Source organism: Viridibacillus sp. FSL E2-0187, from assembly GCF_038006425.1.
Classification (GTDB): domain Bacteria; phylum Bacillota; class Bacilli; order Bacillales_A; family Planococcaceae; genus Viridibacillus; species Viridibacillus arvi.
This window is the reverse complement of record NZ_JBBOVG010000001.1, coordinates 1,008,006-1,031,828: the sequence shown is the minus strand read 5'-3', so window position 1 is coordinate 1,031,828 and position 23,823 is coordinate 1,008,006. Positions and strand designations below refer to the sequence as shown.

At 35.6% G+C, this 23,823-nt stretch carries 25 protein-coding genes and 1 pseudogene; 6 read left to right on the top strand and 20 right to left on the bottom strand.

Annotated elements, in window-relative coordinates; all coding sequences use genetic code 11:
• From MHH85_RS05010 to MHH85_RS04960, 11 genes are all read right to left on the bottom strand, one after another.
• Entirely contained in the window at window positions 1–957 is a 957-nt protein-coding gene (locus MHH85_RS05010) for a SpoIVB peptidase S55 domain-containing protein (protein WP_193740347.1), read from the bottom strand.
• 178 nt (window positions 958–1,135) lie between these two features.
• Entirely contained in the window at window positions 1,136–2,836 is a 1,701-nt protein-coding gene (recN, locus tag MHH85_RS05005; protein ID WP_340706125.1) for a DNA repair protein RecN, read from the bottom strand.
• 16 nt (window positions 2,837–2,852) lie between these two features.
• Entirely contained in the window at window positions 2,853–3,302 is a 450-nt protein-coding gene (ahrC, locus tag MHH85_RS05000; RefSeq protein WP_193740349.1) for a transcriptional regulator AhrC/ArgR, read from the bottom strand.
• A gap of 102 nt (window positions 3,303–3,404) precedes the next feature.
• Complete coding sequence (locus tag MHH85_RS04995; protein WP_193740350.1) at window positions 3,405–4,226, bottom strand: TlyA family RNA methyltransferase; 822 nt, start codon at window positions 4,224–4,226, stop codon at window positions 3,405–3,407.
• The gene (gene dxs / locus MHH85_RS04990; protein WP_193740351.1) at window positions 4,226–6,133 is read right to left on the bottom strand and encodes a 1-deoxy-D-xylulose-5-phosphate synthase; all 1,908 of its coding nucleotides are present in this window, start codon (window positions 6,131–6,133) and stop codon (window positions 4,226–4,228) included. The genes MHH85_RS04995 and dxs overlap by 1 nt, the downstream gene beginning before the upstream one ends.
• A gap of 91 nt (window positions 6,134–6,224) precedes the next feature.
• Window positions 6,225–7,109, bottom strand: a complete 885-nt coding sequence (locus MHH85_RS04985; protein ID WP_193740352.1) for a polyprenyl synthetase family protein — start codon at window positions 7,107–7,109, stop codon at window positions 6,225–6,227.
• Window positions 7,106–7,348, bottom strand: coding sequence for an exodeoxyribonuclease VII small subunit (locus tag MHH85_RS04980; protein WP_193740353.1), 243 nt, complete (start codon window positions 7,346–7,348; stop codon window positions 7,106–7,108). The genes MHH85_RS04985 and MHH85_RS04980 overlap by 4 nt, the downstream gene beginning before the upstream one ends.
• Window positions 7,348–8,706 carry an exodeoxyribonuclease VII large subunit gene (gene xseA, locus MHH85_RS04975; RefSeq protein ID WP_340706124.1) on the bottom strand — a complete coding sequence of 453 codons (1,359 nt, stop codon included), beginning with the start codon at window positions 8,704–8,706 and terminating at the stop codon, window positions 7,348–7,350. The genes MHH85_RS04980 and xseA overlap by 1 nt, the downstream gene beginning before the upstream one ends.
• Before the next feature lie 109 nt (window positions 8,707–8,815).
• Window positions 8,816–9,676, bottom strand: a complete 861-nt coding sequence (folD, locus tag MHH85_RS04970) for a bifunctional methylenetetrahydrofolate dehydrogenase/methenyltetrahydrofolate cyclohydrolase FolD (protein WP_340706123.1) — start codon at window positions 9,674–9,676, stop codon at window positions 8,816–8,818.
• A gap of 35 nt (window positions 9,677–9,711) precedes the next feature.
• Complete coding sequence (nusB, locus tag MHH85_RS04965; RefSeq protein ID WP_193740356.1) at window positions 9,712–10,089, bottom strand: transcription antitermination factor NusB; 378 nt, start codon at window positions 10,087–10,089, stop codon at window positions 9,712–9,714.
• A 281-nt stretch (window positions 10,090–10,370) separates the two neighbouring features.
• Window positions 10,371–11,309 carry a Gfo/Idh/MocA family protein gene (locus MHH85_RS04960; RefSeq protein ID WP_340706122.1) on the bottom strand — a complete coding sequence of 313 codons (939 nt, stop codon included), beginning with the start codon at window positions 11,307–11,309 and terminating at the stop codon, window positions 10,371–10,373.
• 237 nt (window positions 11,310–11,546) lie between these two features.
• On the opposite strand from MHH85_RS04960, the pseudogene MHH85_RS04955 reads away from it, so the two are divergent.
• Window positions 11,547–11,810: pseudogene (locus tag MHH85_RS04955) on the top strand (alpha/beta-type small acid-soluble spore protein); the annotation flags it as partial.
• A 319-nt stretch (window positions 11,811–12,129) separates the two neighbouring features.
• The gene (locus MHH85_RS04950) at window positions 12,130–13,320 is read left to right on the top strand and encodes an MFS transporter (RefSeq protein WP_340706120.1); all 1,191 of its coding nucleotides are present in this window, start codon (window positions 12,130–12,132) and stop codon (window positions 13,318–13,320) included.
• 212 nt (window positions 13,321–13,532) lie between these two features.
• Here the strand turns inward: MHH85_RS04950 and MHH85_RS04945 are convergent, their stop codons facing one another.
• Complete coding sequence (locus MHH85_RS04945) at window positions 13,533–14,165, bottom strand: hypothetical protein (protein WP_340706119.1); 633 nt, start codon at window positions 14,163–14,165, stop codon at window positions 13,533–13,535.
• A 300-nt stretch (window positions 14,166–14,465) separates the two neighbouring features.
• Between MHH85_RS04945 and ahpC the strand changes: the two genes are divergently transcribed.
• Entirely contained in the window at window positions 14,466–15,035 is a 570-nt protein-coding gene (gene ahpC / locus MHH85_RS04940; protein WP_193740361.1) for an alkyl hydroperoxide reductase subunit C, read from the top strand.
• Between the two features lie 12 nt (window positions 15,036–15,047).
• Window positions 15,048–16,577 (top strand): alkyl hydroperoxide reductase subunit F, encoded by a 1,530-nt coding sequence (ahpF, locus tag MHH85_RS04935; protein ID WP_340706118.1) that lies wholly within the window; start codon window positions 15,048–15,050, stop codon window positions 16,575–16,577.
• Between the two features lie 158 nt (window positions 16,578–16,735).
• Here ahpF and MHH85_RS04930 read toward each other — a convergent pair whose 3' ends face one another.
• From MHH85_RS04930 to MHH85_RS04905, 6 genes are all read right to left on the bottom strand, one after another.
• Complete coding sequence (locus MHH85_RS04930) at window positions 16,736–17,443, bottom strand: DNA alkylation repair protein (RefSeq protein ID WP_340706117.1); 708 nt, start codon at window positions 17,441–17,443, stop codon at window positions 16,736–16,738.
• 235 nt (window positions 17,444–17,678) lie between these two features.
• Entirely contained in the window at window positions 17,679–18,092 is a 414-nt protein-coding gene (locus MHH85_RS04925) for a VOC family protein (protein ID WP_340706116.1), read from the bottom strand.
• Between the two features lie 161 nt (window positions 18,093–18,253).
• Window positions 18,254–18,808 (bottom strand): GNAT family N-acetyltransferase, encoded by a 555-nt coding sequence (locus MHH85_RS04920; RefSeq protein ID WP_445684103.1) that lies wholly within the window; start codon window positions 18,806–18,808, stop codon window positions 18,254–18,256.
• A gap of 409 nt (window positions 18,809–19,217) precedes the next feature.
• Window positions 19,218–19,685 carry an NUDIX domain-containing protein gene (locus tag MHH85_RS04915; protein ID WP_340706114.1) on the bottom strand — a complete coding sequence of 156 codons (468 nt, stop codon included), beginning with the start codon at window positions 19,683–19,685 and terminating at the stop codon, window positions 19,218–19,220.
• A 211-nt stretch (window positions 19,686–19,896) separates the two neighbouring features.
• The gene (locus tag MHH85_RS04910) at window positions 19,897–20,163 is read right to left on the bottom strand and encodes a hypothetical protein (protein WP_340706113.1); all 267 of its coding nucleotides are present in this window, start codon (window positions 20,161–20,163) and stop codon (window positions 19,897–19,899) included.
• 331 nt (window positions 20,164–20,494) lie between these two features.
• Window positions 20,495–20,860 carry a hypothetical protein gene (locus MHH85_RS04905; protein WP_340706112.1) on the bottom strand — a complete coding sequence of 122 codons (366 nt, stop codon included), beginning with the start codon at window positions 20,858–20,860 and terminating at the stop codon, window positions 20,495–20,497.
• A gap of 210 nt (window positions 20,861–21,070) precedes the next feature.
• On the opposite strand from MHH85_RS04905, the gene MHH85_RS04900 reads away from it, so the two are divergent.
• The gene (locus MHH85_RS04900) at window positions 21,071–21,265 is read left to right on the top strand and encodes a hypothetical protein (RefSeq protein WP_193740370.1); all 195 of its coding nucleotides are present in this window, start codon (window positions 21,071–21,073) and stop codon (window positions 21,263–21,265) included.
• 628 nt (window positions 21,266–21,893) lie between these two features.
• Here the strand turns inward: MHH85_RS04900 and MHH85_RS04895 are convergent.
• Both MHH85_RS04895 and MHH85_RS04890 read right to left on the bottom strand, forming a co-directional pair.
• Window positions 21,894–22,103 (bottom strand): hypothetical protein, encoded by a 210-nt coding sequence (locus MHH85_RS04895; RefSeq protein WP_053416262.1) that lies wholly within the window; start codon window positions 22,101–22,103, stop codon window positions 21,894–21,896.
• Window positions 22,104–22,439: 336 nt separating this feature from the next.
• Window positions 22,440–23,246 (bottom strand): hypothetical protein, encoded by an 807-nt coding sequence (locus MHH85_RS04890; RefSeq protein ID WP_193740372.1) that lies wholly within the window; start codon window positions 23,244–23,246, stop codon window positions 22,440–22,442.
• A 77-nt stretch (window positions 23,247–23,323) separates the two neighbouring features.
• Between MHH85_RS04890 and MHH85_RS04885 the strand changes: the two genes are divergently transcribed.
• Window positions 23,324–23,518 (top strand): hypothetical protein, encoded by a 195-nt coding sequence (locus tag MHH85_RS04885; protein WP_340706111.1) that lies wholly within the window; start codon window positions 23,324–23,326, stop codon window positions 23,516–23,518.
• Window positions 23,519–23,823: the final 305 nt, after the last annotated feature.

The following is a 23,823-nucleotide window of genomic DNA, read 5'->3' as shown; positions in this document are numbered from 1 at the left end:
TTAAGATGGTTGCTTTTTCAACATTTCTGTAAGAGGAATAGCCGCTCCCTTTTCAGGACTTTCGATATACATATGTGTGACAGCTCCTACAAATCGTCCGTTTTGTATAATCGGACTTCCGCTCATACCTTGTAAAATGCCTCCAGTTTTCTTTTTCAACTGCGCATCTGTCACTTCAAATTGCAATGATTTGTCATCTACTTTGGTAATTTTGACATCAAATGCCTCTACTTTTTTCCCTTCAATAGTCGTTAACAACTGTGCCTTACCGACTTTTATTTCAGAAGGTTGCATGATTTCCATAGGTTTAGGTAAACCTTGTTCTAAAGTATTCGACCATTTTCCAAATATACCGTACACATTATTTTCGGCAATACTTCCTAACTGTCCAGCATTATGTTCAATTGATGAAATTTTATAACCTGGTTCTCCAGGTACGCTCTTTTTTATTTGTTCGATGGATGCATAGAAAATTGATCCGGACGAAAATTTAGGTGGTGCTGAAACAACCGAGTCGATAATTTGATGACCTAACGCTCCATATTCCTTTGTATCTGGGTCAATAAAGGTTAATGTACCAATTCCGTCAGTCTGATCTCTAAAGAAAGATAACATCGGTTCAAGCTCTTCCTTCATGATCTTAATATGTTGTATTTTTTGCTGACGTTTTAGCTTCACATCCATTAATTTACCTGAAGAACTAACAAATAGGGATTTAACCTCTTCAAGCGTTTTAATTTGTTGAGAATTGATGGCTTGAATAGTATCTCCTGCTTTCAACCAAGTGCCGTTCTTAAGGAGCACATCATTTGTTAAATAGACATTTTGAAGTTGAAGTTCTACACCTATTGAATGTCCCATCGGAATTAAGCTTTTGGCAGAAACACCAAATGGTAGTAGCAAAATGGCAAATAATAATGCGACAAACTGCATGACATAACGCATTTGATTTTTCATTTTTCACCTCCTCATCGTCCTTTTACTATGGCTTTGTTTTAGCATGTTATGTACGGTAAATATTTGAGTTGAATTGGATGATTGGAGAAGGTGGAAGGTTTTACATTGAAGTTTTTTAAAAAACAATACATACGTAAAAAACTGCCCGCCCAATTGGTTGGGACAGACAGTTTACTAATTAAATGGTCATTGCTTTTTTTCGACCGTTAGCTATTTCTACCAATTCTTTTGCATGTCGGAATGTTAACTCTGTCACTTCTGCGCCAGACATCATTCGGCTAATTTCATCGATTCGCGCATTATCAAATATTTCAGTGAGTGATGTCACTGTTCGATGCGCTTCTTCATGTTTCTTAATATAATAATGATGATCAGCCATCGCTGCAACTTGTGGTAAATGTGAAATACAAAGCACTTGTGAATGCATTGAAATAGCTGAAATTTTTTCAGCAATTGCTTGAGCAACACGCCCGCTGACGCCTGTATCTACTTCATCAAAAATAATTGATGTAATACCATTCGTTGAAGAGAAAATCGTTTTTAAAGCTAGCATCATACGAGATAATTCCCCACCAGAAGCAATTTTTGTTAAAGGCTTCGGTGGTTCACCAACATTGGTTGCAATATAGAATACAATACGATCTAAACCATTATGATCGAATTGATCTGCAGCTATAGGTTCAAAATGTACACTAAAGTCTGCTTTTTCCATATATAACGCTCGTAGTTGTTGCATAATGGCATCGCTTAGTTTTCGACCGGATTTTTTTCGAACTTCGGTTAGTTTTTCTGCTGTTAGCAGTAACTTTTCTTTCAAATCATTTAGTTGTTGTTCGTTTTTTTGCATATTTTCATCACGATTGATTAGAGATTCCAGTTCTTCTCCAATTTTTTCACGATAAGTTAGTATGTCCTCAAGTGTAGCACCATATTTACGCTTCATCGATTGGATTAAAGCTAAACGTTGCTCTACTTCGTTCAAACGCTCAGGGTTAAATTCAAGGTCATCTAATATGTTTTTTATTTGAAATGCTGCTTCTTGTAAAGAATAAAAGGCAGCTGATACATTATCTGAATGCTCTCTAAAATCTTGATCCAATGTAGCAACTTCTTCAAGATCGGTCATAGCTTGCCCAATCCAATCAAGTCCTCTAGATTCACCCAGAATGGCTTCGTGTGCCGTATTGGATCGTTCATAGATCTTATTGAAGTTCATCAACCTACGACGTTCTTCAGCTAGTTCTTCTTCTTCTCCTGCTCGAAATTGGCAAGCGTCAATTTCTTTAATTTGAAATGAAAAAAGGTCAATTTTTTGGGCTACTTGCTGTTCACCAAGAGAAATTGCAGCAAGTTCCTTTTTCAATTCACGATAAGCAGAGTATTCCTCACTATAACGTTCTTTCAATGGATCAATGTCTGCACCTGCAAACTGATCTAACAAGGAGATATGTCTCTTATCATCCATTAACTCTTGGCTTTCATGCTGGCCATGAACATCTATTAATGTTGCGCCTATTTCACGCAAAATGGAAAGTGGAACAAGTTTTCCATTAACACGACAAACACTTTTCCCATTGTCATTTAAATCACGACGTAAAATAACCATTCCCTCTTCAATTTCAATCCCAGCTTCTGCACATTTTTGGTAAGCAGAGTGGTTTTCAGAAGAAATCCCAAAGAGTCCTTCAAGCTCGGCTTTTTTAGCACCGTGACGGATGAATTCCTGAGAACCTCGACCACCAGCTAATAGCTGTACCGCATCAATAATAATTGATTTTCCGGCACCTGTTTCACCTGTTAAAACCGTTAATCCTTCAACAAAACCTACTGTTAAGTCTTCAATTATTGCAAAATTTTTAATCGATAGTTCTCGTAACAAGACAACTCACCTCGGATTACAACATTTCAAGTAAGCGATTTTTTACTGATTCGCGTTGAGATTCTTCACGACATAAAATCATAATCGTATCGTCTCCACAAATAGTACCTAATATTTCAGTCCAATCTAAATGGTCCAGTAATGATCCAATTGCATGTGCATTTCCTGGTAAAGTCTTCATCACTAAGAAGTGACTAGCACCATCAATGCTTACAAACGCATCTGCTAACGCACGATGTAGCTTTTGAATTGGATTGAAGCGTTGATCTGCAGGCAAACTATACTTATAACGACCATCTTGAAGAGGTACTTTGATTAAATGTAATTCTTTAATATCTCTAGAGATTGTCGCTTGCGTTACATGATATCCTGCTTCTTTTAGTAAATCGACCAAATCATCCTGTGTTTCAATATCATTATTAGCGATCATGTCGCGGATTCGAATATGGCGTTGGCTTTTATTCAATTTTTTCACCTCTATGAATAATTATGCTCTTCTTTTTATAACCGTAACATCGATTATATAAAATCACAAGAAAAAAAACACGACCCAAAAGAATGGGCCGCGTCATTTAAGTTGTTGATGTGCCTCACTCACCAAGGTATTGAAGTCTGTAAATGATTGCAGCTCTTCTCCTTGGTGTGGGTTGTACAGATGGAATAGAAACTCAATATTCCCTTCTCCGCCTGTAATTGGAGAATAGGAAGCATCTTTTACCACAAATCCAACTGATTCAGCGAATGTTGCAATAGATTCTAATACTTCTAAATGTATTTTCGGTTCACGAACGACACCTTTTTTTCCAACTTTGTCTTTCCCTGCTTCAAACTGGGGTTTCACTAGTGCAATAACATCTCCACCAGGCACTAACAACATTTTTAACACAGGTAAAATCAGTTTTAGAGAGATGAAGGATACATCGATTGTTGCGAATTCAGGTAAACCTTCTCCCAAGTCAGGTGCTGTGACATAACGGAAGTTTGTACGTTCCATAACAGTTACACGTTCGTCTTGGCGGATTTTCCATGCAAGCTGATTGTAGCCTACATCAAGTGCGTAGCAATGCTTCGCACCATTTTGTAGGGCACAGTCAGTAAATCCACCAGTAGATGAACCGATATCTAACATTAATTTATCTTGTACAGCAACATCAAAAATATCTAATGCTTTTTCTAGTTTTAAGCCTCCACGACTTACATAGCGTAGTTGCGATCCTTTAATAGTAAGTTCAGAGTCAACTGGTATTTTCTCACCCGGTTTATCTAGTCTTACCTCATTTGAATACACTTGCCCAGCCATGATCGTACGTTTTGCTTTTTCACGTGTTTCACATAGTCCTCTTTCAACAAGAAGAATATCGACACGCTCTTTTTGTATTTTTGTTGTCATTATGCTTTTAAACCCGCTTGCTCTTTATTGTCTTCATTCACTAACTGTTGAATACGTAATACAGTTTCTTCAGCAGTTAAGTTAATTTCTTCAAGTAACTTATCAACACTACCATGTTCAATGAACATATCAGGAATACCAATACGATCAATTTGAGTTGTTGAATAATGATTGTCATTCGCAAATTCTAACACAGCACTACCGAAGCCACCTTGCAATACGCCTTCTTCAATCGTAAGGATTGGCTTTTTACTTTGCATTAAACCATGCAACATTACCTCATCCATTGGTTTGATAAAGCGTGCATTGACGATTTCAACTTGTATGCCTTGATCTGCCAATACTTCAGCTGCTTCTTGTGCCATTGGAATAGTCGTACCGAATGTTAATATTGTTGCATCTTTACCTTCACGAAGTACTTCCCAACTACCGATTGGAAGAGCTTGAAGCTCAGTATCCATAGGTACTCCTAAGCCATTACCTCTCGGGTAACGAAGAGCGATTGGGCCCTCATTATAGTCAATAGCTGTTTTCACCATGTGTTGGCCTTCATTTTCATCTTTTGGCATCATAATTACCATGTTCGGCATATGACGTAAAAAGGCAATATCAAAGACACCTTGATGGGTCTCGCCATCAGCACCTACTAAACCAGCGCGGTCAATTCCGATAAACACGTTTAAATTTTGACGACAAATATCATGTAATACTTGGTCATAAGCACGTTGAAGGAATGTAGAGTAAATCGCTAAAAATGGTTTCGTGCCATCTGCTGCCATACCTGCTGCCATAGTAGCTGCATGTTGCTCAGCGATACCAACATCAAACATACGATTAGGAAATTCACTAGCAAAGCCTTCTAATTTTGAACCAACTGGCATTGCAGGTGTAATTGCTACGATTCGTTCATCGACGCGAGCCAATTTACGAACTGTTTCTGCAATTAAGCTAGACCATCCTGGAGCAGTTGTTTTTGGTTTTACAAGATCGCCTGTTTCCATTTTATAAGGGCCGGTACCATGCCAAGTTCCAACTGTATCATTCTCAGCAGGCAAGTATCCTTTCCCTTTTTTCGTAATAACATGAATTAATACGGGACCTTGCATTCTTTTCGCGTTTTGTAATGTTTCTTCTAAAGTCTCAAAATTATGACCATCAATTGGGCCAAGGTAAGTGAAACCTAGTTCCTCGAAGAATACACCTGACACGAGTAGATATTTTAAGCTATCTTTTACTCGTTCTGCTGTCGATGCTAATTTACCACCAACTGCAGGGATTTTTTTCAATAGCTGTTCTAACTCATCTTTTGCTTTGTTGTAATTATTCGCTGTACGTAAACGTCCTAAAACATTATGCAATGCACCTACATTTGGAGCAATTGACATTTCATTATCATTTAAAATAACGATCATGTTTGTTTTTTCATGACCAATATGGTTTAGAGCCTCTAAGGCCATACCGCCTGTTAAAGCACCGTCACCAATAATAGGTACAACAAAGTTTTTCTCGCCTTTAATATCTCGTGCTGCTGCCATCCCCATTGCTGCTGAAAGAGATGTTGAGCTATGTCCTGTTTCCCATACATCATGTTCACTTTCAATGCGTTTTGGGAAACCACACAACCCTTTATATTGACGTAGCGTATCGAATTGATCGGCACGGCCAGTTAAAATCTTGTGGACATATGCTTGATGTCCTACATCCCAGATAAACTTATCTTGTGGACTATTAAAAGCTCGATGCAAAGCAATAGTTAATTCAACTACACCAAGATTCGGTCCAATATGACCACCTGTTACAGATAGCTTTTGTATTAAAAACTTTCGAACATCTTCACTTAAATCTTGAAGTTGTTTCGTATTCAATTCTTTCAAAAAGGATGGACTAGATATTTTGTTTAAATCCATCGCCATCACACACCTTTTCATTTAAATATTCATCGCACAATGTTTCACCTATTATAACAGTGTTAATCAATTGTACAAACTAAAACGGCCATTACTTGTTACGATGAACAATATAATCAGCTAAGTCTTTTAGTAGACTGCTTTCCGAAGGCAGTTTTTCAAGCGCTTGTATAGCAAGGTTGTAATGATCTTGCAACTTTTCTTTAGCGCCTACTAATGTAAGGAGTGCGGGGTATGTGCTTTTATCGCTTGCAACGTCTTTACCAGCTGTTTTCCCTAATTGTTCTGTTGTACCTTCAATGTCTAAAATATCGTCTTGAATTTGGAAAGCAAGTCCGATATGATGCGCATATTCCACTAAGATTGCTCGTTCTGCTTCTGAAGCATTCGCAATTATGGCACCTGACTCAATACTAAAACGAAGAAGGGCTCCTGTTTTGTTGACATGAACTTTTTCTAATTCTGCCAATGTTAATTTTTTTGTTTCACCTTCGATATCTAGGATTTGTCCTCCGACCATACCTTCAGCTCCGGCTGCTTCACTTAATTTATCTACTAATAATAAACGTGATACCGGTGGAATTTGTTGCATTCGAGCAAGGATACCAAATGCTAGTGTATTAAGTGCATCTCCTGCAAGCGTTGCAAATGCATCTCCATACACTTTATGGTTTGTTAATTTGCCTCTGCGGTAATCATCATTGTCCATGCTAGGTAGATCGTCATGAATCAGTGAATACGTATGAATCATTTCAATGACAGCAGCTACCGTAAATCCATCATCATTGCGAACATTGAAATGGTCCATCACTGCAAGTACAAAAAGTGGTCTTACTCTTTTACCGCCTGCGTTTAATGAATACAACATAGATTCTTTTAAAACTGCTGGCGCTTCAATATTCTCAACTAGTTCTTGCATTCGTTTTTCAACTGTTGGAATATTATTTGCCATAAATTCTTTTAGAAGCTCAGTCATTTACTTTGTCCCTCTTCCCCTGTTGGATTAAAAGGCTTTTCGTTGCCATTGTCATCCATAATCGAGATCAGTTGCTGCTCTGCATTTTGTAATTGATCGTGACAAAACTGGGATAATTTCATCCCTTTTTTATATAAATCTATTGCATCTTCTAAAGGTACTTCACCTTGTTCTAGTTGATGAACGATTTCTTCTAGTTCTTCGATTGATTTTGCAAAAGATTGTTTCTTTTCAGCCATTATTCTTCTCCCCTCGCTTTCATTGTTATGGAAGTAATTTCAGCATTCGCCTGACCATCTGGAAAATGAATAGTCAAATTTTGTTTTTCTTCTATTTGTTGTACTGATTTTACTACTTTTCCGTCTTGATAAACGATGCTATATCCACGGTTCATGATTGTTAAAGGATTTAAGGCTTCTAAAGTACGAATGATGGACCTGAACGCATCTTGTTGCTTATTGATTGATTGCACAACACTTTTATCAAGTTGCGTGCATAATCTTGCTACATGTTGCTGTTTATATCTAACTTCTTGAAGAGGTGTATTCATTTGTACACGATTTGCTAATTGTTGCAATCCCGCCTGCTTGTCTTTGATATAATTAGTCATTTGGGCTTGTAACTGTTCATCTGTACGACTTAACTTCTCGACAAACGGACGAAATAGCCGGTCTGGATAAGCTAGCGGATAGGATTTCTGTAACCGCTCTAATTGACTTCTTTCATGCCGAATGCGAGATTGTGTTAGTTGAAATAGTTGTGACCTACGTGTCAACAAATGCTTCATTAAATCTTCGCTATTAGGTACAGCTTTTTTCGCTGCGGCTGTAGGAGTCGCTGCTCGCCAGTCCGAAACATGGTCCGCTATCGTAGTATCTGTCTCATGTCCGACACCACTAATAACAGGTATGTCACTTTCAAAAATAGCTCTAGCAACAATTTCTTCATTGAACGCCCAGAGATCCTCTATCGAACCTCCACCACGTCCTACGATTAAAACATCGATTTCGTCCATAATATTGGCTTGCTGTATTGCTTTTACAATACTAGGAGCTGCTTGTTCTCCTTGCACTAGTGCTGGGAAAATTACAACATCTGCTAAAGAGTAATGTTGTGTAATCGTTGTACAGATATCTCGTATGGCTGCTCCAGTTGGTGCTGTTACAACACCAATTTTGCGTGGGAATGTTGGTATCGCTTTTTTATGTCTTTCATCAAACAAGCCTTCTTTTAAAAGTTTTGCTTGTAATTGTTCAAAGGCGATATGTAAACTGCCTACACCATCTGGCTCCATTGATACTGCATATAGCTGATAACGGCCACTACCTTCATAGACATTAACATCTCCACGTATAAAAACCTTCATGCCATTTTCAGGAACAAATTTCAATCGATTTGCACTCTTCGCAAACATTACTGCTGCAATTTGTGTTTTTTCATCTTTCAATGTGAAATAGATATGGCCAGAACCTGTATGTTTTTTAACATTTGATAGCTCTCCTTTTACAAATACATCACGTAAATGAGGATCGGCATCAAATTTCTTTTTGATATATTTTGTTAGTGCTTGGACAGATAAATAAGGTGTACTTGTCAAAAGCCTCAGACTCCTTATCCGAACGTTTTAGCAGAAATTTAATTTCATAAAAAAAGCTGTCTTTCATCAGAAAAACAGCTTCTGCGTTACTATTTTACCTGTTTTGAGCTCATTTGTCTTGAGTAAACCTTCTTTTCGCTGATTGCAATGTATTAAATAGCAACATTGTAATCGTCATTGGGCCAACACCTTTAGGTACAGGTGTGATTGCTGATACTTTATCAATAACTGAATCAAGATCAACATCACCGCAAAGTTTATTGTTTTCGTCGCGGTTAATACCTACATCAATTACAACAGCGCCTTCTTTTACATGCTCAGCACCGATCATTTTTGCACGGCCTGTTGCTACTACTAAAATATCAGCTTGTGTTGTCATTGCAGCTAAATTAGGAGTTTTAGAGTGACAATAAGTCACTGTTGCATCTTTTTGTAATAATAGTTGTCCCATTGGAACACCTACAATATGGCTACGTCCAATGATGACAGCGTGTTTACCTGCAACATCAATATTCGCATATTCTAATAACTTCATCACACCAAAAGGCGTACATGGTAAATATGTTGGTTGACCCAGCATCATTTTACCTACGCTTTCTGGATGGAAACCATCTACATCCTTCTCAGGAGAAATAGCCGCGATAACGTTCTGTTCATCAATGTGTTTTGGAAGTGGTAATTGTACTAAAATGCCATCAATTGCAGGATCAGCATTTAGTTTGTCAATTTCGCTTAATAATGTTTCTTCTGAAATTTCTTCTGATAACTCGATAAGTTCTGAGTAAATACCCATTTGTTCGCATGATTTCTGTTTGTTTGAAACGTATGTTTTAGAAGCAGGATTATCCCCTACTAATATAACTGCTAGTCCTGGTGTAATACCTTGTTCTTTTAAATCATTCACTTCTTGTTGAATAGATTGTCGAATCAAATCTCCAATTTCTTTACCATTAATTAGCTTACCTGACATTATTAATAACACTCCCAAATCTAACTTAGAATTTATTAGTTAGCGTATTTTGATAATACGCCATTTACGAAGCGGCTAGATTTCTCATCACCATATGTTTTACTTAACTCAATTGCTTCGTTTAAAACGACATTCTTCGGTGTTTCTGGTGTATATAAAATTTCATAAACCGCTAAACGTAAAATTGTACGTTCAATTTTCGCTAAGCGAGGTAATGACCAATTTTCTAGTTTTTCAACTAATGACTTATCGATTTCTTCCATGTGTAAAACAGTACCTTGTACTATTTGTTCGAAGAATGGCGAACTCTCTTCACCTACGATATGCTCAATTGCTTCTGTAACTGTTAATTCTGTATTTTCTAGTTGAAAAAGTACTTGTATCGCTTTTTCACGCGCTTCTCGTCGCTTCATTTATATAGTTCTCCTTTATACTACTACATTGGGGATATTCTGACATATTACCTCTATAAAACAGGATAAAATGTACAAAACAAACCCGAAATGTGAAGTGTTTCATTAAATATGCATTTAGCATTATCTTATCACATTTTTCGATTCAATTCATCGATTCCTTTAACTTTTAAATAGTCAGAAAAAGCACCACTTCATATGAAGTGATGCTTTTCTTAGAGTTTAATAACAAAATATCAATAGAAAATATTAAATACTTTCATTACTTTTTAATCAATTCCCTATTTTAACAACTGATCAATCCACTCTTGCACTTTCAAACCTTCTTCAAAAGATACAATAAGGGAATCCTTACCGATGATCGAATTATGACACGCGTCCATAAGACTTTCAGGCTGAGTGTCTGGATTATATAACACTTCTTCCTGATCTGTTTCACTAATCCATAGTTCTGACCAATTGCGGAGCGTTATAACTTTTTTTGTTCCAAAAACCTTGAATTCTAAACGTTCTTCCTGTCCAATCCCTGACAGGCTATTCAAAACAATTGGTATACCACTTTCCGTTTTAGCTAACGCAGACACACCTGTTTCACACAAATCCCTATTTTCTGGATATGTCGTCTCATGAGAAGTAATCTTAAAATCACCGAATAGATAATGCGTAAGTTGAAAATAATGTGGAAATATCTCTCTTATGAAGCCTCCTTGTTCTCTTGAGGCAATCCACGGATTTTGTTGCCATCTCCTTGGCCAATGTGGAAAGTATGTATGCAATTCAATACGAACAATATCGCCAAGTGAAGCTGTATTTATCGCTTCTTTAAGACTATGTATAGCCGGACTGTACATTAACGGGAAATGCATTGCTGTTTTGACATTTGCTTCAGCTGCAGCTTTTACCATTTTCATGCTATCTTGTGCGTCGTGAGCGAGAGGCTTTTCGGAAAGAATATTCAAACCATGTTTAGCTATTTGTTCTGCCAGAGGAGCATGACTTACTGGAGGCGTCCCGATATAAACCCAGTTTGGATTTGATAGAAATAGCTCGTTTAATGTTTCTGCAACTGGAAGTTGATACTTTGTTGAAACTTCTTCTAACCTTGTTTTATTTTCATCGAATACAGACACGATTTCGCAATTAGGATGAGCCAAAATTTGATTAATGATTCGCTCCCCTACTATTCCTGTACCAATTAATGCAAAAGTAGTTTTAGACATAACGCACTCTCCTTCTTAGTTATTTGTATATTTTTTTCTTCCTATTAAAGTTATTCTTTTCAGAATGAAAAAAATGACTATATAAATAGTTAATCACATTGATAGAATAATGAATAGTCAAAATATTTCTACTCAAATCACTTTGCATTTCCTACAGTTCTACATCAATATTAAAAACTTCGATATGAGTAATGTTTCGCTAACGGGAAAGACTATTCTTCAAAGGAGTGATGTAAAGTGGCCAAAAAGAAAATATTAGTTCCAGACGCTCGCGAAGAATTAGACAATTTAAAATCTCGAGTTATGAAAGACATGGGTTATGATGTAGATAGCAACAATCCTAATAATGTAAAATACGAAATTGCAGATGAGTTAAATATCCCACTGAATAAGGGGTATAATGGAAAACTCACTTCCGAAGAGGCAGGAAAAATAGGTGGACCAATTGGCGGCAATATGGTTAAAGAATTGGTAAGATTGGCCCAAGAACAATTACAAAAAAATGAAATATCTGCTAATCCTTCTTTAATAGCTAAGACAAACATTAGCCCCAGCTTAACCACTCAAAAAAAACAATGATGTTGTCTAATATCCCTTTAAAATAAATGTTCCAAGAAAAACGAATTGTTTTTCTTTGGAATTTTTTTCATTTGCTCTGTTTGGAGGAGAAAGCTAACTCTGTCGCATTGTTGATTCTGGTAATCCATTAACATCTATTTAATAAGAAAGTGTTTTTCTCGCAAAATTTTTTTGGTATGATGTTTAGGTTGCTTATCTACTATGTGACAAATTTACAATTCATCTAAGAGAAGAGGTACTTATGCACCACACAAAATTATCAAAGCGACATTGGTTGCTCATCTTAACACTTTCTTTATTAACATTTGTTCTCGGGACAAGCGAATTTGTTATTGTCGGAATCTTAACCGATATTTCCTCGAGTCTTCATATAACAAATGCAAAAGCAGGTACACTCGTTTCTGCGTTTGCAATTACGTTTGCCATCGCCACACCACTAGTAATGTCTGCAACAAGTCATTTTCCAAAGCGTAAATGGATGTTGTTTTTGATAGGGTCTTTCATCGTCCTGAATGCTTTATGTGTAATCTCGACGAGCTATATCATGCTCCTTGTATTTCGAGTTATGACAGCGATTGTAACAGGAGTATTAATCTCTCTAGCCATGCTTGTTGCAAGTGAAACTATGCCGATTAAAAAACGAGGGCTTGCTATATCTTTCGTTTTCGGTGGTTTCACACTTGCAAATGTCGTTGGAGTGCCAATTGGTATTGTCATCGCCGAATCGTACGGCTGGAATGCCACTTTCTTGTTAACTACTTTCCTAGGTGGATTGGCTTTTTTGGCATCCTTTTTTGTCTTACCTAATAAACTCAGCCAAGTTCGCAGTTCGATAAGGGATCAGTTTTCTTTATTGACCAATCCAAGAATTTTGATGGCTTTTTTCATTCCTGCTCTCGGATTTGGCGCAACTTATGCCGTCTTTACGTACCTTGTTCCTATCTTGAAGGGAATGGAAGTACCAAATCATTCAATTAGTTTAGTCTTATTTGGATATGGATTTATCTCTATTTTTAGCAACATCCTTGCCGGTAAAATTGCTAGCAACAATGCAATCGGTCGCCTTCGGTTTGTTTTTCTCGTGCAGGCAGTTGTTCTGACAAGTTTATTTTGGACTACAAATCATTTTATCATAGGACTGGTAAACATTGGATTAATGTCGTTAATGGCCATCCTTTTAACAACATCTACTCAACTTTATTTAATAGATCTCGCCGAAATTTATCAGCCAAAAGCAACAGGACTAGCTGCTTCACTTATGCCAGTGGCAAGTAACGTAGGTATCGCTTTTGGTTCTGCATTAGGCGGAATTGTATACCATCAAGGGAATTTAATGAACGTAACATGGGTCGGTGGGATAGTTGCAATTTGTGCAAGTCTCCTAACTTTCTTTAGTTATCATTTAGATCAAAAACAAAAGAAATCAGCATAAAAGGGAAACAAGAATGCTTGGCATGCTTCCTATGGTACCTCCTAAAGAACCTAAATGTTCCCATGCCATAACTAATGATTTTACAGTAACCCGTTTTTATATTAAATTAAATTAAATTAAAAAAAGAAGTATCAAGGACATTTAATTGTTCTTTGATACTTCTTTTATAATTACTGCTTACTATGATTTGGTTTAGCTAGTTCCCACACATTTTATTCATGCAGTCCTAGTACTTTATAAATTTTTTTAATTCTTTTTAATTGAGGTGCTGTCAGTTCATTTTCTCTTCGCTTTAACACAGTTAAAAATGCTTCTTTATTATCATTATTAACAGCTATTAGGGTACTCTCTGCGTGTTGGGGGAGTTCTTTAAATCTGCAAGTTTCTAAATGATGAAGCAGGAACGGGAAAATTCGTTCATTTTTTTCCTTGCTCACGGATGCTAACTTTGCTAAAGTTAATACCCCTTTATCGACAGTAATAACTGAGCCCGTTTTCATAGTTGAAAAAATCGTTTCAAGATGCTCCATCATAATCGTAGATGACACTGTTGCAATGCTAGATAATGCTGTCATTGCACCCCAAACTAAACGGTTATTTCTACTTTTCAGTAAACTTATAAAAGTTAAAGCGAATTCACTTATAAGCTCTGGTTTAACTTCCCCAATTTCATATGCTACTTTAATACAATCTTGTTGAATCCCTTTATCCTTATTAGATAAGTTTTGTATAATTTCTTTAATACCTTCAAGATTATGACCGTTAACTAATTCTTGTGCTAGTTCAATATTTGGTTCTTCATCACGACGTTGTAACTTCGAAGCCAGCCTAGGTATTATCGTCATATTATTCCCCTTTTATGTTGATATCATTTTATTCACATACTATCATATTAGTCAGAAATTATTATGTATTTAGTTTTACAGTAAACAATACCGTACCAGTACTGATAAGAAACAGTTATTTTATAATACTAGAATAATTATTGACATAAAATTAATTCTATATAATAATAGGTTTTGTATTAGAATCATTTTAATTAAGGAACGATGATTATATTCAATAATAATTATTATTTTCCTTATAAAATTATGGCTTTATACTCAAACTAACTAAGAACAAAACATATTAGGAGGAAATTTATTATGTCTCTAATCGGAAAAGAAATTCTACCATTTAAAGCCTCTGCTTACAATGCTGGTAGCGGTGAATTTATCGAGGTTACTGAACAAAGCATGAAAGGACAATGGAGTGTTGTTTGCTTCTATCCTGCAGACTTTACATTCGTTTGCCCTACTGAGCTTGAGGACCTACAAAACCAATACGCTGAGCTAAAAGAACTTGGAGTTGAAGTTTTCTCTGTTTCAACAGATACACACTTTACTCATAAAGCATGGCATGATCACTCAGAAGCTATTAGCAAAATCAAATATGTAATGATTGGTGACCCTTCACAAAAAATTACTCGTATCTTCGATGTGTTGGACGAAGAAGAAGGTCTTGCAGATCGCGGTACTTTCATCATCGATCCAGACGGAGTTGTACAAGCACTTGAAATCAATGCTGGCGGCATCGGCCGTGATGCAAGTATTCTTGTGAACAAAATTAAGGCAGCTCAATACGTACGTAACAATCCAGGTGAAGTTTGCCCAGCAAAATGGCAAGAAGGTTCTTCTACACTTAAACCTAGCCTTGATCTTGTAGGTAAAATTTAAGGAGTACAATCAATGATACTTGATGCAGATATTAAAGAACAATTAGCCCAATATCTTCAAATGATGGAGGGTGATGTACTACTCAAAGTTAGTGCAGCATCCGATGATGTTTCTCGTGACATGTTGGCTTTAGTAGATGAACTAGCCACTATGTCATCTAGAATTAAAGTAGAAAAAACGGAGTTACAGAGAACACCAAGCTTTAGCGTAAATCGTATCGGCGAAGAAACTGGAGTAACTTTTGCGGGTATTCCTCTTGGACACGAATTTACTTCATTAGTATTGGCTTTACTTCAGGTAAGCGGAAGAGCTCCAAAGGTCGATCAGAAAATCATTGATCAAGTGAAAAGAATTGAAGGCGAATATCACTTTGAGTCATACATTAGTTTAAGTTGTCATAACTGTCCTGATGTTGTACAGGCTCTAAACGTTATGAGCGTTCTAAACCCAAACATTTCACATACGATGATTGATGGTGGTGCATTTAAGGAAGAAGTAGAAGCCAAAAACATTATGGCAGTACCAACAGTTTTCCTTAATGGCGAATCATTCGGCAGCGGCCGTATGACACTAGAAGAAATCCTTGCTAAAATGGGAAATACTTCAGATGCGTCCGAGTTTGCTAATAAGGATGCATTCGATGTCCTTGTTGTTGGAGGCGGACCCGCGGGAGCGAGTGCTGCCATCTATGCAGCACGTAAAGGCATTCGTACAGGAATTGTCGCTGAACGCTTTGGCGGTCAGATTATGGACACTTTGAGCATTGAAAACTTTATTAGTGTAAAGTCTACTGAAGGTCCTAAGCTCGCAGCAAACCTTGAAGAGCATGTAAAAGAATATGACATTGATGTCATGAATTTACAGCGTGCTAAACGTTTAGAAAAGAAAGACCTTATTGAAATTGAACTAGAAAACGGTGCTGTTCTAAAGAGCAAAACTGTTATCCTTTCAACAGGTGCTCGCTGGCGCAATGTTGGTGTACCTGGTGAGACTGAGTTTAAAAATAAAGGCGTAGCTTACTGCCCACACTGTGATGGTCCATTGTTTGCTGGCAAAGACGTAGCCGTTATTGGTGGCGGAAATTCCGGCGTTGAGGCAGCCATCGACCTTGCGGGAATTGTGAAGCACGTAACCGTTCTTGAATTTAATCCAGAGCTAAAAGCAGATTCTGTATTGCAAGATCGTCTACACAGTTTGCCGAATGTAACGGTTCTAAAAAATGTTCAAACTCAAGAAATCACTGGAACTGACAAAGTAAACGGTGTTACTTATGTTGAGCGTGATACAGGGGAAGCTAAGCACATTGAGCTTGCCGGAATATTTGTTCAAATCGGTCTTGTACCAAATACTGACTGGTTAAGTGATACCGTTGAACGTACTAAATTTGGTGAGATCATTGTAGATAATCACGGGGCGACGAATATCCCTGGTGTATTTGCTGCAGGAGACTGTACGAACAGCCCGTATAAGCAAATCATTATTTCAATGGGATCAGGAGCTACTGCATCTTTAGGTGCATTTGATTATCTAATCCGAAATTAATGAGTGAACACGGTAAGAAGCACGACACTAATTGAAATTCACTTAATAAAGGACTGTTGTAAATTAATTTACAACAGTCCTTTTTCTTTATATTTTTCCATCAAAACGTATTATATACTTAATTACTTTAACTCCATATAAGGTACGCTCGTTATTGTTTAACATCTTACATGTTTGCGTTTGAAACCAATCCTTCCCCTATCTACTTCCTTTTGAATACTTTCGAAAGCGTTTAGGAAACTACTTTTTTTATTGTCCCTTTTGACTTCTACTGGACCGACTGCTTTTGCAATTTCGACCGCCTTTTCATGGAGCGGCAAATACGAAACCCCTACTGTGTATAAAAAATTATTCATAGCAGATTTCGTTCGTTCTGGCGAAACGTGAATCGTATTCTTTACAATTTCCATCATGTTAGCAATCTTGCTTTTAGAAAATTCATCGTCGAAGCGATTCCCTAAAAGCCAACAGTAGCAACTCCAGCCCGCTGACATTCTTAGTTCTTCACCGCTTGCAATCCATTTATCAGCAACGTCTTGTGCAATATCTGCTTCCGCTAAAGTTACTGCTACCACATAATCGGACAGCATATAAAAATATGCCCCATCCATCCAACGGTCAAAATCCGACTCAGTCATTGCTTTTGGATCTGCAATAATGCCTGCAAAGTACATTGCGTCATAGTTCCCTGTTGAATAGAGTTCTTCAGCTAAAGGTTGATTTATTTTAATTTTTTTGACGATTGGCTTCATTGCACCTGTAGCCACGCCAAACAGTGGTTCATGCGCACCATTAGTTATGTACATTTTTTTTGTTCTTTCCTTGCCGAGAGCTTCAAGCTCCTGCATAACAGTTTGTAGATTCACTTTTTAGCACTTCCTTCTTTTTGGAGATTTATCCCCTTGATATCCTGGCCTTCAATACAATTATCCTATAACAAACCTTACTATTTATCAGCAAAACCTTCACCCTAAAATGTTCGGAGTGTGTAAGGTAATATTAGTGTGTTGATAATGTTTGTTATAAAGGATTGGTGTTTTAGTGATAAATTAAAGACTTCTAAGCACCCATTTGCTAACAAAAGATTTTGCTTTCTATTTCTTACTCTTTCGGCATCTTGCTCATATCCATATATAACACATTCCAACGGTGACCATCTAAATCAGCAAAACCACAGCCGTACATCCAACCTTGGTTCTCTGAAGGCTCACCAAAAATTGTACCTCCAGCCTTTACTGCCTTCTTTGCTATTTCATCTACTTCTTCTTTACTCTCTGCATCAAAGGAAAATAATACTTCAGTAGCTTGTTTTGTATCGACTATTTCATGTTTGGTGAAATTTTCGAAAGTGGAAATAGGAAAAAGCATTACTCTAGCATTATTATCTCCGATGACTAATTGCACTTGATCGCTATTGCCAAGTGGAGTATTAGTCGAAAATCCAAGTTCGCTATAAAACTCTTTTGATTTATTCGTATCTTTAACTGGCAAGTTGATCCAAAATTGTTTTGACATAGTTATTTCTCCTTTTTTAATTTAATTCTACTCTCCCATATATTCTTAAGTAATGTATAAAACACCTTCTTCCACTAACCTGCCCCTTTAATTGAATAAGAGAAAAGCTGTATGAACAGCTCAACGAATTTTCACTAAAGCCCCGTCAGTTGAAGAATTTTCTATTTCGAATTTATGTAATAAACCAGATTATCAGTCCATTCTCCAAATTCAAAAATAAATCCTTTTCTTGTACACTCAAACTCCATTCCAACACTCTCAGCTAAATTATAAGAAGGTTTGTTATCAACGTTTATATGAGCCTCAATTCGGTGGAAATTTAAGTCTTTAAAGGCGACAATAAGGGCTTCTTTTACTGCCTCTTTAGCATAACCTTTCCTCCAATATTGATTATGAATAGTGTAACCTATCCTGCCCCATTGAAAGTCATTTCTCTCTAAGGTGGAGAAATCTATCATTCCAATATGTGTACCGTCTTCTTTCCTAAAGACACCAAAAACATATACCATATCATTCAGCGCTAATTCTTCATGTTTTTCAACTAAGTTGGTAAACCATTCCTCTGTACATTCACTCATATCTATTTTCCCTTGGTCATAGCGGTGTTGGGGTGGAAGTCTATTTTCAAATCCGCTAAGCCAATTTCTAAAATCATCTACTTTTAATGGTCTTAATACTAATCTTTCTGTTTCTGAAATACAGTCAAATTTATTCAAATAAAACATCCTTTCAAATTATCTTTTCTTAACTTTTAAAATATCTCCTTTACTATTTGCGTTAATTTTGCTCCAATACTATGAACAATTAAGATTAAATCTATTTTTTCTTACACTCAAAATAATAATCACTTGTGAGATTATTATAAATTTTTAATATAACTTCCCCACCATTTTCATAGCATTGAGAACTTGCATAATTTATTTCTTTAGTATTGAAATAGCTATAGATATGTATTAAAAAAGACACTCCAAATAAAGCGATAAATATAATCCATAAAACACTTGTAAAATACTTGTTTTTAAATATATTTATTTTCATTCCCCCCTTATTTCAATTGAACTAATCTACTGCTGCTAACATAACAAATTCGTTAACCAGTTTGTTTTGTTATTCTTAACCCACCCTCTAGCTCAAAACAATCCCTGATTTTATCACATCCAAATTATCCTGAAAAAAATCCTTCGTCTCTGCTAGCTTCAAACGTTCATCCATTTGATCAATCTTTACAAACTCAACTCCTCTAATCTCCTCCGTTTTCGGCTGTAACTGTGCCCTTTCACCCAAAAAATCCAAGAGAAACATATACGTGACTTGCCTTTCGAAACCTAACTTTTCTTTCATAGCTGCTGGAAATTCAAATTCAATCGTTCCTAGTTCACCAATGATACGAAAATCTCTCGTCCCGGTTTCCTCATCGAGTTCCCTAAATAACGCTTCCTGAATATCTAGATCCTCTCTCTTTACGCCCCCCTTCGGAAAATCCCATTCGGGTTTAACCTCCAGCGGTTTTTCCGTGTCCATAACTTTTCCTTTATTCACTAACAAGATAGTATCATCTGATTTAATAATGCCTCCTACAGCATATCGAATCATAGCTTCACCAATTCTTTTTCAATGTTTGGTTTGATTAGGATTTCATCGCCGTCTTCTTTCTTCGAATAATTCATAAAGTACAGAACGTTATTTTGGCAATCATTATTCCTTGTCATTTAAATTCCCCCACTTTCTTTCATAAAAAAATACCCTTTAGATTAATACAAAAAAGATCTATCTTGCACGAAAGGCCCCGATAACGAGATAGCACTTATGGGTGCAAAACACTATGAACAAAATACTTTGCATTTTCCAAGTCTTTTTTCTTAACAGAAACAACGTATTGTTTTTCGTATTTCTTGTTCATTCCGAAACTCCCAAAGTTTCCTCTCTTTGTACCAGGTCCCAACCATTGTCCTGAAGGGTCAATAACTTTGTAGGTATAATCAATGTCTTCTCTTTTTAAAATTGCTCTTACCTTTGATAATTCTTCCATTGAATATCCAATATAAACAACTTCTTTATTTAAAAAATACATATCCATCCCCCTTTAAAGAAATTATCCGAAAAAATCGCTGCTTATCCTACTAACCTGCCCCGTTAGTACAATAAGTTCAACAAAAAAGAGCGTAATCCTTCTTGGATTATCGCTCTTGGTAGTGAATAAGCTTATTTTATGAAATAGATTCATCCAATTTATGATAGAACGAACTAATTGTTGTAAATCGATTTGAAGGAGGTACATGATTTCACAAACTCAGTCGATTTTGTATACAAAAATGCTGCTCTGTTTATTCCACAGTAAAATAAGCTTTCAAAATGTTAGCTAATCTTCTACTATTGCACCCGTTACTCAATTTAATTAGAAGTTATTTATTGGAAACATCATCAATCGCTTGAATTGCTAGTTCCAACGCTTTAATTCTTCTTTCTAAAAGCGTTCTTTGGGGACTGCCAGGCTTTGATTTAACATAAACATTCTCAATTGATGGAAATAAACCAGCAAGAACATTACGAGCTTCTGATAAATCTTCCTGGGTGTAATAATGGGGTATTTGATTCCAAACGTTTTCTAGCATTGCTAAGCCGATGCAAACAGCTTTGAGTCGTTTCTTTACTAAGGTAGTATTTACGCCTTTCAGAGTCATCTGGGAAAGGGCTTTTTCAAGTTTACTGATTGTTGATTGTAAAGATTGTATTGATTCCAATTTATCTACATTTGATATGTTTTCCATAATAGTACTGTCCTTTCATCGTTTCTGAATTAATTGGCTTGATAAGTCTTAGTTTCCATTTCCACTAGTAATCACTACTTGAAACGATTTAAAGATATTGTACCATCATTCTTCCACTACCCTGCCCGTTAGTTTAAGGCTATATTTCACAAATAGGCTAAAATAGATTATACTGAACTAACTATCATATTCCGAAAGGAGGAATTTCTTATGACCGAGAATAATCAATCTGAAGCACCAAAAAAGAAAATCAGTTTAAAAGAGGCTGTGCAGCAGCAACTTGAAAACAAAAAGAACCAGTCTTCTCCTAATAAAGGAAAAAAGAATGCCGACCTTTCAACAAAAAAAATGAAAAGTCAGCAAGCGAAAAAAACAAGCAATACCCGTAGAAAAATGGGTGTCTAACGTCTAACCAGATCGAGTACCCATCGCCTCGATTTCAATTTCATGGCAACAGATGGACAGAATGGACTCGGACAGAAAACACACTCTAAATAATAGAAGTGAAAAAGCATTCAAGGGACAGTTCAGTTCCTTGAATGCTTTTTCATGCTTTTCTACTAAAGTCTTTTCACATTGTCAGCTTATCAATACAAATTTCAATAACCAAGTTTCATAAATTCCTAAAAGCCACTTTAGTCACATTTACTGTTGAAAATAAAGATTTTTGTCAAACTACTCCTTGTTTCTATTCTAGGCTAAATGGATTTGACTACATTGATAAGCTAGTACAAACTATTTTCCCCAAAAACCAACTTTCTCCATATAAACTCAAATGGTCCCTATCTATGTTTCTCCATTATAATTGTTGAAATACAAACTTGAATAATAAGGAACAAAATACAATAAATTACTTTTATTAAAGTGATTTGAGTGCCCTTCTTCATGTTATTATTCATAATAATCAAGTAGTTTAAGTAAAGCATCTCATATGAATTTTTCTTTTGCTATTGAAATCCACTTTTATTCCCACTATAAAAAAAGTACCAATTTCTCTTTAACAGAAATTGGCACTTCGTTTATTCACGATACGTTATCGTGCCTCTTTTGGCGGTTGGCACACGTCACATTTACGTTGGTTATTATTTTTAAATTTCTTAAATGTTTTTTCAAAGTTGCTATCACATGCACATTTAAATAGTAACTTTTGAGAAAAACCATGATATTCTGTAGTTAATAACTTACTATCCGAATTTTTCTCAACAAATTCTTTAATTTTACCAATTGTCCATTGTTTATTCATTATCTTACACCTCCATATTTTATCGCTATGCGGAGGCTATTCTTGGCATCCGTACAATTATAAGTAACATTAGTAATTACCCTAAGCTACTCATTATAACATGAGCTGGCACTCAATTAAACAGATGGAAGGTATCTTATTATACTAAACTCCAGTTAGTCCAACTAATTCAATAAAATAAAGTGCTAACCCTTCTTGGATTAACGCCCGCATTTAGCTTTGTACAACAAATAAGATATACTATGTTAATAAAAATGATCGAATCCTTTAAGGAATCAATCTTTTACTTTAAATACTCGTTTCTAATACATTCAATAAAAAAATTATCCAACTAGATTAATACTTTAATGTAGATATACTAGATGTACTATATATAGCTAAACCAGATTTTTTATAACCACTATTTTTAAATTCATTATAGGTAGCTTTATTAGCAAAAATTAATAAACGATGATAAACTTCCCCATTAGTTTTTATTTCACTTTCTCTATAGTAGACTTGACCTGCACTTAAAGAAGGCATTTGTTTAAAATATCCTGTAGCAAGATTAAATCCAATTAATCCAGTTGCAATAGCTGTTCCTTTTTTAGCTAAGGTTTGAATAGTAGCAGACTTACCTTTAAGAATTATCATGACCGTTAAACCAGGGAGGTAATCCATTACTATTTTCCCTCCCACAGCCTCAGCTTTAGTTACATCATGACTAGACCTTTTAAGTCCTCTTACAGAACTAGGAACATTGTAAACAGTTCCAATTTTTTTTAATACTGATTGACCAGAAGCACCCCATTTAGCATATACCGATTGTGTACCTAAATAATTGGGGGATGGTACAGATAAAATTGCTGTATAAGTACCTTTTTTCGAATTCACAGGAACAAAAACTGAGCCTATCTTTATAGCACTATGCATTTTATAAGTAAATCCTAATGATTGCTTAACGTTATAACCTAAATTAGTTTTAAAATCTTTTTTCAAAGTATAATTAATATAAATTTTACCATCCGCTTTTTTACTAATACTATTCACTTTAATATAATTATCAATTAGAATAGTTGAAGAAGCTTCTGTAGAATTAACACCGACCACAGATATTAAAGATAATATTAATAATAAAGATAAGAAAATTTTCAACTTTTTCAAACCTATCAACACTCCTCTCTTTTTAAAAATAACATTTTTTTACAATAAACAAAATAGGCCTAATGAGGTGTAAATAAATGCTAAAATCAGTGAGTTTTTTACTTTTTGTAAACGCCGTTATTTTTTTACTATTAGATTTTGATATTTTGAAAATAGAATTTATTAATAACTCAATTGCGACTAATTGGAAATCAACAATCTGTTTAATTAGCCTTGTTTTAGGAGTTACACTTTTTAAAATTGCTCAAATAAAAAAAACTTCCAAAGTTTGAAAGTTTATTAGATGTAAAATAAGGACACTCATAAAACAGTGTCTTTTATCTTACAAAAACAATATACAAAATGTTAATGATATCCTCTATAAATCGCTAAATAACTCTTTTTTATCAGTTCGGCTTGAATCAGATAGAGTAGCAAGAATCTCAGCAATTTGTAATGTATCATTTATTTTCTAATATCAGGAATAATCAATCCTAAAAAAAGAAAATCAGATGAACAAAAAAACTAATTTTCTTTTCTATAAAATCGTTCACCTGTTTCTGTATTATAATATACTCTTATTTTTTCACCTGTTACA

Excerpts from the sequence above, each read along its gene's own strand:
- MHH85_RS04995 (WP_193740350.1), bottom strand. The coding sequence starts at position 4,226 with ATGACAACAAAAATACAAAAAGAGCGTGTCGATATTCTTCTTGTTGAA.
- MHH85_RS04910 (WP_340706113.1), bottom strand. The coding sequence starts at position 20,163 with ATGTATTTTTTAAATAAAGAAGTTGTTTATATTGGATATTCAATGGAA.
- MHH85_RS05010 (WP_193740347.1), bottom strand. The coding sequence starts at position 957 with ATGAAAAATCAAATGCGTTATGTCATGCAGTTTGTCGCATTATTATTT.
- MHH85_RS04885 (WP_340706111.1), top strand. The coding sequence starts at position 23,324 with ATGCTAAAATCAGTGAGTTTTTTACTTTTTGTAAACGCCGTTATTTTT.
- MHH85_RS04895 (WP_053416262.1), bottom strand. The coding sequence starts at position 22,103 with ATGAATAAACAATGGACAATTGGTAAAATTAAAGAATTTGTTGAGAAA.
- MHH85_RS04945 (WP_340706119.1), bottom strand. The coding sequence starts at position 14,165 with ATGACGATAATACCTAGGCTGGCTTCGAAGTTACAACGTCGTGATGAA.
- MHH85_RS04960 (WP_340706122.1), bottom strand. The coding sequence starts at position 11,309 with ATGTCTAAAACTACTTTTGCATTAATTGGTACAGGAATAGTAGGGGAG.
- MHH85_RS04925 (WP_340706116.1), bottom strand. The coding sequence starts at position 18,092 with ATGTCAAAACAATTTTGGATCAACTTGCCAGTTAAAGATACGAATAAA.
- MHH85_RS04905 (WP_340706112.1), bottom strand. The coding sequence starts at position 20,860 with ATGGAAAACATATCAAATGTAGATAAATTGGAATCAATACAATCTTTA.
- ahpF (WP_340706118.1), top strand. The coding sequence starts at position 15,048 with ATGATACTTGATGCAGATATTAAAGAACAATTAGCCCAATATCTTCAA.
- dxs (WP_193740351.1), bottom strand. The coding sequence starts at position 6,133 with ATGGATTTAAACAAAATATCTAGTCCATCCTTTTTGAAAGAATTGAAT.
- MHH85_RS04980 (WP_193740353.1), bottom strand. The coding sequence starts at position 7,348 with ATGGCTGAAAAGAAACAATCTTTTGCAAAATCAATCGAAGAACTAGAA.
- MHH85_RS04900 (WP_193740370.1), top strand. The coding sequence starts at position 21,071 with ATGACCGAGAATAATCAATCTGAAGCACCAAAAAAGAAAATCAGTTTA.
- MHH85_RS04915 (WP_340706114.1), bottom strand. The coding sequence starts at position 19,685 with ATGATTCGATATGCTGTAGGAGGCATTATTAAATCAGATGATACTATC.
- folD (WP_340706123.1), bottom strand. The coding sequence starts at position 9,676 with ATGTCAGGTAAGCTAATTAATGGTAAAGAAATTGGAGATTTGATTCGA.
- nusB (WP_193740356.1), bottom strand. The coding sequence starts at position 10,089 with ATGAAGCGACGAGAAGCGCGTGAAAAAGCGATACAAGTACTTTTTCAA.
- MHH85_RS04985 (WP_193740352.1), bottom strand. The coding sequence starts at position 7,109 with ATGACTGAGCTTCTAAAAGAATTTATGGCAAATAATATTCCAACAGTT.
- MHH85_RS04950 (WP_340706120.1), top strand. The coding sequence starts at position 12,130 with ATGCACCACACAAAATTATCAAAGCGACATTGGTTGCTCATCTTAACA.
- ahpC (WP_193740361.1), top strand. The coding sequence starts at position 14,466 with ATGTCTCTAATCGGAAAAGAAATTCTACCATTTAAAGCCTCTGCTTAC.